Origin of the sequence: Rhizobium grahamii (genome assembly GCF_009498215.1) — a bacterium.
Taxonomy (GTDB): Bacteria; Pseudomonadota; Alphaproteobacteria; order Rhizobiales; family Rhizobiaceae; genus Rhizobium; species Rhizobium grahamii_A.
The window spans coordinates 311,023-323,552 of the sequence record NZ_CP043498.1 but is presented as its reverse complement, the minus strand read 5'-3'; the positions used below and the strand labels follow the sequence as shown (position 1 = coordinate 323,552).

The window sequence follows — 12,530 nt, the reverse complement described above, 5'->3', positions numbered from 1 at the left end:
CTGCCGGGAATATTACTCGGGCAGCATATGGCGCATATCATCGACATCACCGTGGATCCGCGAAAGGCGATCGAGAGCGCGTGCGACGTGCTCGCCGACGGCTTTCCGATCGCTATCCCGACCGAGACGGTATACGGGCTCGCCGCCGACGCAACCAATCCCGCCGCGATCACGCGAATCTACGAGACCAAGGGCCGCCCGCGCTTCAATCCGCTGATCTGCCACATGGCGGATCTCGCCATGGCCGAGCAGTATGCGATCTTCGATCCGGTATCGCGCGCGCTCGCCGAAGCCTTCTGGCCCGGTCCGCTGACGATCGTGCTGCCGTTGAGGTCCGAAAGCCGTATCCATTCCCTGGCGACCGCCGGCCTCGATACCGTCGGCATCCGACTGCCGCGCGGTTTCGCGGGTGACCTGATCCGTGCCTTCGGCAAGCCTCTCGCCGCGCCGAGTGCCAATACGTCCGGCAAGATCAGCGCCACCAGCGCCGCGCATGTCGAGGCCGATCTCGGCGCCAAGCTGAAACTGATCCTCGATGCGGGAGCAAGCGTCGTCGGCGTCGAATCCACCATCGTCAAGGTCGAGGACGGCAAGCTTCGTCTTCTGCGTCCAGGTGGGCTGCCGGCGGAAGACATCGAACGCGTGGCCGGACAGAAGCTGCATCGGGCGAAGAAGGCTTCCGCTGCCATCGAGGCGCCGGGGATGCTGGCGTCGCATTACGCGCCCGGGGCTGCCGTCAGGCTGGGCGCGACGCATATCGACGCCGGCGAGGCGTTCATCGCCTTTGGTGCCACCTCGCTGCCCGGCGCCGAGAAAGCCGCGATCGTGCTCAACCTCAGCCCGGAGGGCAACCTTGCCGAGGCTGCAGCCAATCTCTTCGACTACATGAAAAGAGCCGACGCCAGCGGCGCCGGCACGATCGCATTTTCCGCGATCCCGGACGAAGGCCTGGGCGAAGCTATAAACGACCGGCTGCGGCGTGCCGCTGCTCCCAGAGAATGACCAAGAGGACGAAGACTCCATGAGCGCAGGCGTTTCCCCCGACCTTCTCGACCGCTTTGCCGCCATCGTCGGCGACAAGTATGCGCTTCGCAGCGAGATGGAGTTGGCACCGCATCTGATCGAGAACCGCGGCCTCTACCATGGTTCCTCCCCCATGCTGCTCAAGCCGGCAACGGTCGAGGAAGTCTCCGCGATCCTCAAGCTTGCGACGGAGACGGGAACAGCCGTTGTGCCGCAGACGGGCAACACCGGACTTGTCGGCGGCCAGACCCCGCGTGAGGGCAAGTCCGATATCATCATCTCCCTCGAGCGCATGAACAAGATCCGGGACGTCGATCCGGTCGCGAACGTTCTCGTTGCCGACGGTGGCGCGATCCTGGCGGATGTTCAGAAGGCGGCCGAAGCGCATGGCCGGCTGTTTCCGCTGTCGCTTGGCTCGGAAGGCTCCTGCCGCATCGGCGGGAACCTCTCGACCAATGCGGGCGGAACCGCGGTTCTCGCCTATGGCAACATGCGCCAGCTTTGCCTTGGGCTCGAAGTCGTGCTGCCGACCGGCGAGATCTGGAATGGCCTCAGACGTCTCAAGAAGGACAATACCGGCTACGACCTGCGCGATCTCTTCATCGGCGCGGAAGGCACGCTCGGCATCATTACCGGTGCCGTTCTCAAGCTCTTCCCACAGCCGCTCGGCAAGCAGGTCGCCTTCGCGGGCCTCAACTCGGTTGACGACGCGCTTGCGCTGTTCAACCTCGCCTCCAGCCTCTGCGGCACATCGCTGACGGGCTTCGAACTCATGCCACGCTTCGGCGTCGAAATCACCGCCCGGAATATCGACGGGGTGCGCGATCCGCTGGAATCCGAGCACGCCTGGTATGTCCTGATCGACATCTCCACCTCGGACTCGGCCGAAACCGCGGAACGCATGATGACGGCGCTGCTCGAACAGGGCTTCGAGACCGGGCTCGTACAGGATGCCGCTATCGCGTCGTCGGTCGCGCAGCAGAAGGCCCTGTGGCACATGCGCGAGAGCATGTCGGATGCGCAGAAACCCGAAGGCGGCTCGATCAAGCACGACGTTTCGGTGCCTGTTTCAACCGTGCCGAAGTTCATGGCGGAAGCGCAGGAAGCCGTCATGGCGGCGATGCCCGGTGCGCGCATCTGCGCCTTCGGCCACATGGGCGACGGCAATATCCACTACAACATCTCGCAGCCTGTCGGCGCGGACAAGGACGCCTTCCTGGCGCGCTGGCACGAGATGAACGAGATCGTTCATGGGCTGGTGTTGTCGCACGGCGGCTCAATCTCGGCGGAACACGGGATCGGCCAGCTGAAGCGGGACGAACTGGCGGCGATCCGGCCTGACATCGAGATGGACCTGATGCGCCGCATCAAACGGTCGTTCGATCCGGCAAACATCATGAACCCGGGCAAGGTCGTGACCATCGACTGATCGGTCGCGAGCCAGGATCAGGTCCGAGATAGCGGGCGCCCGTGCAAACGGCGCCCGTTTTTCGTTAGCTGCTCGTTCCGCCGTGCGTCAGGATGCTCAAGGCCGGAGACGTATCGGTGTTGTTCTTGAGATCGTACATCGCCGTGAAGCGCTTCAGCAGCTTGTCAACCTTCTTCGGGTCCTGCAGGTCATCGAGGTTGACGAATTTCTTCAGCATCGTCGCCTGCTTTGCGACGTCCATGTTCGAAATCTGTGTCGGCAGGTTGAAGGTGGTCGTGATTACCTGGAACAGTGCCTTGTCCCGAGGATCGTATAGAGCGACGTGATATTGGACGCCTTTCGCGAGAAATACAGCGCAAGACGCACACCGTCGTTGTTCTCGCCCTGCTGCGTTTCCAGGCTTTGCTGGAGATAGCTCTGCTGCGTACGGTCCTCGGCGCCGGTGTTTTGGATCGTGCCGATCTTGGCGCGGGTCAGTTCGCCGCTTTTGTCGAAGTTGAAGTCCGCGACGATTTCCTTGAACTTCGAGTCCGCCTTGGTGTTCAGGTAGCTCTTGGAATCGGAAGGATCGGACTCGAATATCTTCTTCAGCGTGTCCTTGTCGTATTTCTTCGGGTCCAGCCCGTTTGCCTTCAGGACAAGGTCGGTGAGCTTGCTGTTCGATACGAAGTCGTCGACGGTCTTCACTTCGGCCATGCCCTTGGCGAAATCGTTGACCGCCTGGGTAGCGTCCTTCGACGCCTTGTCCTTCAGCGCGCCATCGCTCATGCCCATGGTCGCACGCGACTTGTAGTTCGTGGCGTACTTGGCCATCACGGCAGACGGCAGCGCCTGCATCTCGAAGGTGATCTTGCCATCGGAGCCGAAGTTGAAGGCGCGCACCATGTTGGTGATGCGGTCGTCCTTGAGCGATGCGACGTAGCCCTTCGGATCGTAGGGATCGCTCTTCAGCAGCTTGCGCATCATCGAGCGCGGTACATCCTGTTCGGTCAAGCCGTAGGCGCGGAGCGCCACCTGATAGGGATCAGGCAGGCCGTCATTCTGCTTGTCGAGGTCGGAGGTCGAATTGGAGCGCAGGAAATCGTCGATCGACTTGATCTTGCCGTCGGCCATGCGCGTCTTGTAGTTGCTGACGGCATCGTCGATGGCCGCCTGCTGGACGTCGTCGTAGCGGGTTTCGTAGAAATCAGTCGTGTCCATCAGCTGGGCACTGTTCTGCGCGCCGCCGGCCGCAGGCGCGGAACCATCGGCCGCGAAGCTGAACGCTGCATTGAGCTTTGCGAGGCCCTTGGTTTCCGCAAATGTCGGATCGGTCAGAACGTTCTTCAGGTCGGCATCGCTGAGATCGGCCGGAACCTGATAGGTCACCCTGAGGAGGCTGGTCAGCTTCGGGTCCGCGATCAGATCATCGACGGTCGCGACGGTGCTGATCGCGCTCTCGTAATAATCCTGATTGCCGCTCGCCTTCGTTGCCGTCTGTCGCGCCTGGGCCGCCGTCTGAGCGTTGACGTCGTTGGGGACGCTGCCGTCGGACTTGAAGTTGAAGGCGGCGTTGACCTTGTCATAGCCATGCGCGCTTGCGTAGTTCGGATCGACGAGAACGCTCTTCAGGTCCGCGTCGCTCATCGACTGCGGCATGCCATAGGCATCCTTGATGAAGCTGGTCAGCCGCGGGTCGGCAAGCAGGTCGTCGACGTTCGTGACCTTCACGATCGCGTTTCTGTAATAGGTGCGCGAGGCGATCACCAGATCCGACGTCGCGGACATCTGGCTCGGCGTCTGCGGCGCGTAGAAGGACGACAGGCCACCTGACGACGAGAAGCTGAATGCCTCATGGAGGCTGCTGTAGCCCATGCTCGCTGCCGTATTGGCATCCGTCAGGATCGTCTTCATATCGGCATCGCTGACCGTTGACGAGACGTTATAGGCGTTTCGCAGGTAGCTGATCGCCCTGGTATCAGCCATCAGATCGTCGACGGTATTGTAGTTGCTGACCTGGCCCTGGAAGTAGTTTCCGTTCGCCACGACCTTGCCGACCGTCGCATTGCGCTGAGTGGTCGTCTGCACCGCCGTACCCGAGAGCGTGCCATCGGACTGAAAGTTGAACGCCGAATAGATGTCGCTGTGGCCGGCGCTCGCCGCATAGGTCGAGTCTGTCAGGATGCTCTTCAGGTCGGCGTTGCTGAAATTGGGTGCGAGGCCGTAGGCGTCCTTGATGTAGGCGGCAAGCTTGGAATCGGCCAGCAGGCCGTCAACAGTGGTGATCGTTCCGCCAGAGATCTGCTGATTGTAGTAGGTCGAGGCGCTGTTGGCAGCCGCCACGGTCGATGAGGTCTGCGACGCGCTTTGCGCTCGCGCTGTCGTCTGGACGGTGCCGTCGGACTTGAAATTGAAGGCCTGGTAGGCGGCCGTCAGGTCCATCGTCTGCGCATAACTGGGATTTGTGAGCACCGACTTCAGCGCCGCGTTGCTGAAATCGGCCGACATTCCGAAGGCCGTCTTGATATAGGACGTCAGGCGGCTGTCGGCCAAGAGATCATCGACCTTGGTGATCGTCCCGATCTTGGACAGATAGTAGGCCTTATTGTAATCGGCGGCGACCGGCGTAACGATCGACGGGACGGTCAGGTTGTACTGCTCCATCACCGCATCTTTTTGCGTCGCCGTCTGCGCCGAACCGTTCACGCTGCCATCGGCATTGAAGCTGAACTGCGCCGCGAGCGCCTTGTACTTGTCGTTCCCGTTGACGTTGACGAAGCTGTTGGGATCGCTGAGATCGCTTGTCAGGACCTGCGTCAGGAAGTCCTTGGAAACATAGGTCGGATCGATCCCGTAGGCCTTCATCGCATAGGAGCGGAGGCGATCGTTGTCGACGAGATCCGAGACGTTCTGAACGTCATCCATGGCGCTGCTGTAGTAGTCGGTCTCGGTCGCAGCATTCTTCCCCTCGTCGGCGAAGGACTGGTTGTAGAGGCCGATCAGATCGTCTTCCTGCGCGTCGCTCTGCGCGTCTGCTGCCGGCGTGTTGAAATTGAAGGCGGCTGCAAAGTCCTTGTAGCGGGTGTCGGAGAGGCGGTTGGCAAAGCTGTTGGCATCCGTCAGGTCGCTTTCCAGCACCTTCTTCATGAACGCCTTGCCGTAGGCCATATCCTGCAGGCCATAGGCTTTCATTGCATAGTTATAAAGGCGGTAGTTGCCGAGAAAATCGTCTACGTTTTTGACTTTATTGATGTTTTCTTTGTAGTAATCGACATCGCGCTTGACTGACGCCTGCGACGCAACACGATCCAGGCTCTTCTTCATATCGCCTGAAATGATGTTGTAAGCTATCGAAGCCGAGATCATAAGACGCCCTCTTCCGGCAAAAATCACTCAAAGAATGACAAAACGTAACCTCGTCATTTTGCCTGGAAAAGCTTACCCGAGACTTACCCACTCCCCTGTCGCATCGCGGTACAGCGCGTTCACCCTCCGGAAACCTTGCCGGCTTCGGTTTTGATAACCATCCACCGAGGCAAAGTTTTCTTAACCGCGATTTTTAAGCTGTCTCGAACAGGCGGCGCCTATTGTTCAGCCATAGAGGGCGAAAAGCCCCGAGGAGAAGACCGGAAACCGGCTCTCAGGTAAGACAAGGGTAGAATGAACATGAACAACACCGTTATGAAGCCCGCATGGGCTGGAACGACACTGCGTCTCGATCCGTCTCGCTTTCCCCAGCAGGTCAGCTACGCCATCCATGACTCTTCAGATGACGTCAGCATAACGATCGATGAACGCGGCGCCATTCTGCGCAAGGTTCTACCTTCGAGCGGCCTGCCGCTTTCGATCGCACTTCCGAAGCGCGCCTTCAAAGGTGTTGCAGCCCGCGCCATCGACCATGGCAACGGCGAGGTCACCGTCACCCTCGAACTTCACCACGAAGATCCCGAGCTCTGCGTGCCGCTGCTGGTCGCTCACGACCTGGCCGACATCGCCGCCGACTGGCGCAGCTGGTCCGAAGCCTTCCGCATTCCGATGCTGATGGTCGAGGCCGACGGTATCGCGCGCCCGCTCGAAGAACATCTCGGCGATCTCAGGACCAGCGCCCTGAAGCCGCGCCGCCGCCATTCCTATTTCGCCAACCGCCGCCCGCGCTTCCTCGTGCGCCGCACGACCGGCAAGCTCGGCGTCGCCATGAAGATCGAAGGCAAGGAAATCATCGCCCGCAGCTGAGCGGCGCCGATCGGATCAGGGAAGCCCGGCCATAGCGCCGGGCTTTTCCGTTTGGGCCTTACGGCAGGATGAAGAGAAGCGACAGGAAAAGGCCAGCGAAGATGATCAGGCCGACGCGATTGTTCGACTTGAACAACACCAGGCACTGATCGGCATCGTTGATATCGAGCGTGACGATCTGCCAAGCGAACATGCCGGCGGCGATCAGCAGGCCGAGATAGGCGATGATGCCGACGCCTGCGAGCACGAAGGCGGCGAAGGTAAGAACCAGCATCAAGCCGTAGAGCCCGACAAGCCATTGCTTGGTCTTGTCACCGAACAGCCGGGCGGTGGAGCGGACACCGATCAGCTCATCGTCTTCCTTGTCCTGATGGGCGTAGATCGTGTCGTAGCCGATCGTCCAGACCACCGCGCCGATGTAAAGCAGGATCGGTGCGAGCCCGAGGCTGCCGAAAATCGCCGCCCATCCCATCAGCGCGCCCCAGGAAAAGGCGAGCCCGAGAAAGAATTGCGGCCAGTCGGTGAAGCGCTTGGCAAAGGGATAAAGCGCGACGATCGCCAGCGAGGCGACGCCGAGGATGACCGAAAACCAGTTCAGCTGCAGCACGACCAGCAAACCGACCAGTGCCTGCAGCACGATGAACAGCTTGGTCTGCGTACGTGTCACCCGGCCTGACGGCAGCGGGCGCGATCGCGTGCGCGCCACTTCCATATCGATCTTGTGGTCGACGAGATCGTTATAGGCGCACCCTGCTCCGCGCATTGCTACCGAACCGATGAAATAGAGCACCAGATGGAAGATCAGTTGCCCACCGGAAAACTGGCCGAGGTGGGCAGCGGCATTGGCAGCCATTGTGGCCGACCAGAAGCACGGCCACATCAGCAGCTGCCAGCCGATCGGCCGGTCCCAGCGCGCAAGCTGCGCATAGGGCCAGAGCCACTGAGGCAGGACCCGGTAAACCCAATTGTTCGAAGGCGCATCCGCAACGCGCCCGTTTATTCCGCCGATCTGTTGCATGTGGCCATCTAGCGATCGGCCAAGGCGCGGGTCAAGGTGAATTAGACGTGGCCGGGGTGACGTTTCAACGCTGGTTCCATCGCCTGATGACGGGCTCGGTCAGGTCGTGCTCGTAGCCGAGGACGCTGATGCTCGTGGTATCCAGGACGAAACGGGCGCCATCGGTGGGTGGCAATCCGAGCCAGCGGGCGCCGAGAACGCGCAGGAAATGCGAACTCGAGAAAATCAGGATCGGCGCGTTGGCCTGCCGGAGCTCGGAGACGATGCGATCGGCGCGGGCACCGATGTCGCCCACTGACTCGCCATCCGGGCAGCCGTCGCGAAACAATTGCCAGCCCGGCCGACCGGCATGGATTTCCTTTGTGGTGATGCCTTCGTAGGCGCCGTAATCCCATTCCGCCAGGTCGTCCTTGACGATGACACCGGTTCCAAAGCCCGAGAACTCACATGTATTGCGAGCGCGTTGCGACGGGCTCGACCAGACGGCGGCGAAACTCCTGCCGGCCAGGCGCGGGCCGACGTCCCGCGCCGCCGCTTCACCGTTCGGCGTAAGCGGAATGTCGCTGCGACCGGTGTGCCGGCCGGACAGGCTCCACTCCGTCTCGCCGTGGCGCACGAGATAGATTTCCGGAAGGGTAGTCGCCATCTGCATCAAGCTCCGAATGTGAAAAGGCGCGGCCTCTGCCGCGCCTGCTGATCTGTATCAGAGAATGACTTTTTCGAGCGGCGCTCGCGTTGCCTCGAATTCTTTCAGCTTCGCCTCGTTCTCCGCGATGTAGTTGCGGTTGTCGGGGGTGGAAAACTGGTTCTTGGTGATCTGGATCTGCATGATGAACAGTTCGTCCCAGCGGAAGCCGATCTCGGACCCCGCCAGATAAAACTCCCACATGCGGAAGAAGCGCTCGTCATAGAGTGCGACCGCATCGGCCTTGCGGGCGACGAAGCGCTCGCGCCAATGGCGCAGCGTATACGCATAGTGCAGCGGCAGGACTTCGACGTCCCTGACGAGCAGGCCAGCGCTCTCGATCGGCGGCAGCGTCTCGCCGATCGACGGAACGTAGCCTTGCGGGAAGATGTACTTCTCGATGAAGGCATTGGTTCCAAAGCTCGGCTTCGGGCGGGCGATCGAATGCAGGACCATCACCCCATCATCGGCCAGCAGTTCATGCACCTTCTTGAAGAACCTGCCGAAGTTGCCGATGCCGACATGCTCGAACATGCCGACCGAGACGATACGGTCGAACTTCTTGCCGGTCATCGTCCGGTAGTCCTGCAGCTCGAAACGAACGCGATCGGCCAGACCGCGCTTTTGCGCACGTTCCCGGGAGATCTTCAGCTGCTCTTCGCTGAGCGTGATGCCGGTCAGGTCTAGGCCTGGCGTCGCCTCCGCGAGATACATGCCCATGCCGCCCCAGCCGGAACCGATTTCGAGGACACGCTGGTTTGGCTTGAGCAGGAGTTTCGCCGCGATGTGGCGCTTCTTGGCGACCTGCGCCTCCTCGAGGCTGATACCAGGAGGGTTGTAGTAGGCACAGGAATACTGCCAGTCTTCGTCGAGAAAGAGTTCGAACAGACGCTCTGACAGATCGTAGTGATGGGCAACGTTGCGCTTGTTGCGATTGATCGGCAACCGGCTCTTCAGTTGCTGCACGGCGATGCGGCCGATCAGGAGGGCCGCCATCGGGATATCGAAGATTTCGTTGGTGGTGTTCTGTTTCACCATCTCCAGAAAGTCATAGATATTGCCCTGTTCGAGAATGAACCGGCCTTCCATGTACATTTCGCCGAGCTTGAGGGTGGGATCGCGGCGGATCAATTTTTCCGCTTCCTCGTCGGCGATGCGGACGATCACCAACTTGCCGGTTCCGTCCCCTACGTTATGCGTCTCGCCATTGGCGAGAGTGAGCTTCAAATTACCCTTGCGGATGAGTTTCTGGACAATCGATAAGAATGCCGACGCCATGAATAAGGCCTCGCAATGTGACAGGACAGTCCGATCAACTTAGTCCCTCTCTCCCGCCTTACAAGCGCCGTATTTCGCACCTCGGCAACATGGTCGCCGAAGTGTGACATTTTTGCAAATCTGACTGCTAAGCGCTTATTTCCGCTTCATCGCCTCGGCCAAGGCGGCCCCAAACGCGCCCTGGCTCTCCTGCTTCGGAGGCGCCGAGCGGCGGTCGTTCTGGCCGCGAACCGGCTGGTTTCCGCGCGTTTCGCCGCGTGGCGCCGAAGCCTGTGAACCATCGTCCTTGCGCATCGACAGGGCGATGCGCTTGCGCTTCGCATCAACCTCGACGACCCGGACCTTGACGACATCGCCAGCCTTCACAACTTCGTGAGGGTCTTTGACGAAGCGGTCCGCAAGCTGCGAGACGTGAACCAGGCCGTCCTGATGCACGCCGATATCCACGAAGGCACCAAAGGCCGCGACGTTGGTCACCGTGCCCTCCAGCATCATGCCCGGCTTCAGGTCGGAGATTTCGTTGACGCCTTCGGCAAAGGTGGCGGTCTTGAAGCTCGGGCGCGGATCGCGACCGGGCTTTTCGAGTTCGGCAAGGATGTCCTTGACGGTCGGAAGACCGAACTGCTCGTCGATGAACTTGCGCGGGTCAAGCGCCTTCAGCGTTGCGCTGTCGCCCATGAGGGTGCGCAGATCACGACCGCAGGCGGCGACGATCTTCTTCGCAACGCCATAGGCTTCCGGGTGCACGGAAGAGGCATCGAGCGGCTCCTTGCCGTCACGGATACGCAGGAAGCCTGCGCATTGTTCGAAGGTGCGCTGGCCGAGGCGGGCAACTTTCAGGAGATCGCGACGGGTCTCGAACCGGCCTTCGCTGTCGCGATGCCGGACGATCGCCTCGGCAATCGAAGCACCCAGGCCCGAAACGCGTGCCAGCAACGGCGCGGACGCCGTGTTCAGATCGACACCGACGGCGTTCACCGCGTCTTCGACGACCGCATCCAGCGAACGCGACAGCTTCTGTTGGTCGACGTCGTGCTGGTACTGGCCGACGCCGATCGACTTCGGCTCGATCTTGACGAGCTCGGCCAGCGGATCCTGCAGGCGGCGGGCGATGGAGACGGCGCCGCGCAGCGACACGTCGAGGTTGGGGAATTCGAGGGCGGCGGTTTCCGAGGCGGAATAGACCGAGGCGCCGGCTTCCGAGACGATCACCTTGGTCGGCTTCGGCGCCGGCAGATCGGCCAGCATGTCTGCCACCAGCTTTTCCGTCTCGCGGCTGCCGGTGCCGTTGCCGATCGAGATCAGTTCGACATTGTGCTTGCGGATCAGCGAGGCAAGCTCGAGCTGCGCGCCGCGTACGTCGTTTCTCGGCTGGAACGGATAGACGGTAGACGTTGCCACCACCTTGCCTGTTGCGTCGGTGACGGCAACCTTGACGCCGGTGCGGATGCCCGGATCGAGACCCATCGTGGCGCGCGAACCGGCAGGGGCGGCCAGCAACAGGTCCTTGAGGTTGCGGGCGAAGACGTGGATCGCCTCTTCCTCGGCGCGTTCGCGCAGCTCGCGCATCAGATCGAGCGACAGCGACATGGAGAGCTTGACGCGCCAGGTCCAGCTCGCGACCTCCATCAGCCAGCGGTCGCCGGGGCGGCTCGCGCCGATCTCGTAGGCGGCGGCGATCATGCGCTCGACCGGCTTGTTCGGCGATGCGGTCTCGGCATCGGCCTCGATCGTGAGCGTCAGCACCTCTTCGTTCCAGCCGCGCAGCATGGCAAGCGCGCGATGGCCGGGTGCCGTCGCCCAGCGTTCGGAATGGTCGAAATAGTCGGAGAACTTTTCACCTGCCGCCTGCTTGCCGTCGACGACCTTCGCCTTCAGCAACGCAGCGCTGCGCATGTGGGCGCGCAGCTTGCCGAGCAGATCGGCATTTTCCGAGATGCCTTCCGCGACGATGTCTCGCGCGCCTTCAAGCGCCGTCTTCACATCAGGCACATCTGCTGTGATGAACCCTTCCGCAAGGACTGCGGGCTCCTTCGAGCGGTCGCCGAGGATCGCTTCCGCCAACGGACCGAGGCCGCGTTCGCGGGCACTTTCGGCGCGGGTGCGGCGCTTCGGCTTGTAGGGGAGATAGAGATCCTCGAGCTCGGCCTTGGTCCCGGCCCTGGCGATCTTCGCCATCAGCTCGTCGGTCATCTTGCCCTGGCCGTTGATGGACTCGACGATCGTGTCGCGGCGCGCTTCCAGTTCGCGCAGATAGACCAGCCGCTCGGCCAGATTGCGCAGCTGCGTATCATCCAGCCCGCCGGTCACTTCCTTGCGGTAGCGTGCGATGAAGGGCACGGTTGCCCCCTCGTCCAGCAACTCGATCGCGGCCTTTGCCTGATCCGGCCGGGCGTTGATTTCGGAAGAGATGACTGCGGAGAGCGAACGAATATCAGCGGCCATGAGAGTTCCTGCGTTTCACGAAAGTTGCGGGACCATAGCGACGAAAAGCGGCAAGGCAATGCTTGAGATCGGTTTGGGCTGTGGAAGGTGGGGATTTTGGCCGGGGTGCTGGTTGGCGCGGTTTGTGCTGAGGCCCTGTCGTTGAAGCGGATATTTTGGCGTAGGCCCATCCCTCCCCCCTGCGCGAGACTTATCTAAGACGCGCTCTATATTCTGATGATCGCCGAAATCTCGGCGGCTGGGAGATACGTGAGCTCTCGCGAAAGCGCGGAGAGGCTCATGCCTAGAACCATCCCTTATGAACCTGACATGACTGTTTTCTACGACAGTTCGACACGGAGCGTAATCGTCAGCTTTCGTGGGGAACTCACTTTCTTGGGGAGTTTCATTGATAGATCTGCTGCGTACGACGCAGCGGAGGAGTTTTGCCGAAGGCGTGG

At 61.2% G+C, this 12,530-nt stretch carries 7 protein-coding genes and 1 pseudogene; 3 read left to right on the top strand and 5 right to left on the bottom strand.

Annotation, left to right across the window (positions count from 1 at the left end):
* Positions 1 to 27 precede the first annotated feature (27 nt).
* Together FZ934_RS01585 and FZ934_RS01580 are read left to right on the top strand one after the other, a co-directional pair.
* Positions 28 to 1,002, top strand: a complete 975-nt coding sequence (locus FZ934_RS01585) for an L-threonylcarbamoyladenylate synthase (protein ID WP_153269628.1) — start codon at positions 28 to 30, stop codon at positions 1,000 to 1,002.
* 19 nt (positions 1,003 to 1,021) lie between these two features.
* Positions 1,022 to 2,452, top strand: coding sequence for an FAD-binding oxidoreductase (locus FZ934_RS01580; protein ID WP_153269627.1), 1,431 nt, complete (start codon positions 1,022 to 1,024; stop codon positions 2,450 to 2,452).
* 64 nt (positions 2,453 to 2,516) lie between these two features.
* Here FZ934_RS01580 and FZ934_RS01575 read toward each other — a convergent pair.
* A pseudogene (locus FZ934_RS01575) lies at positions 2,517 to 5,797 on the bottom strand (DUF1217 domain-containing protein).
* Between the two features lie 300 nt (positions 5,798 to 6,097).
* On the opposite strand from FZ934_RS01575, the gene FZ934_RS01570 reads away from it, so the two are divergent.
* Positions 6,098 to 6,664 carry a DUF6101 family protein gene (locus tag FZ934_RS01570; RefSeq protein WP_153269626.1) on the top strand — a complete coding sequence of 189 codons (567 nt, stop codon included), beginning with the start codon at positions 6,098 to 6,100 and terminating at the stop codon, positions 6,662 to 6,664.
* Between the two features lie 58 nt (positions 6,665 to 6,722).
* On the opposite strand, the gene ubiA is transcribed toward FZ934_RS01570, so the two are convergent.
* From ubiA to FZ934_RS01550, 4 genes are all read right to left on the bottom strand, one after another.
* Positions 6,723 to 7,682 carry a 4-hydroxybenzoate octaprenyltransferase gene (gene ubiA / locus FZ934_RS01565; RefSeq protein WP_153269625.1) on the bottom strand — a complete coding sequence of 320 codons (960 nt, stop codon included), beginning with the start codon at positions 7,680 to 7,682 and terminating at the stop codon, positions 6,723 to 6,725.
* A gap of 64 nt (positions 7,683 to 7,746) precedes the next feature.
* Entirely contained in the window at positions 7,747 to 8,328 is a 582-nt protein-coding gene (locus tag FZ934_RS01560) for a histidine phosphatase family protein (protein WP_153269624.1), read from the bottom strand.
* Positions 8,329 to 8,385: 57 nt separating this feature from the next.
* Positions 8,386 to 9,645 (bottom strand): SAM-dependent methyltransferase, encoded by a 1,260-nt coding sequence (locus tag FZ934_RS01555; protein ID WP_153269623.1) that lies wholly within the window; start codon positions 9,643 to 9,645, stop codon positions 8,386 to 8,388.
* Between the two features lie 135 nt (positions 9,646 to 9,780).
* Positions 9,781 to 12,090: a Tex family protein gene (locus tag FZ934_RS01550; protein ID WP_153269622.1), complete on the bottom strand. Its 2,310-nt coding sequence runs from the start codon at positions 12,088 to 12,090 to the stop codon at positions 9,781 to 9,783.
* Between the last annotated feature and the right edge of the window lie 440 nt (positions 12,091 to 12,530).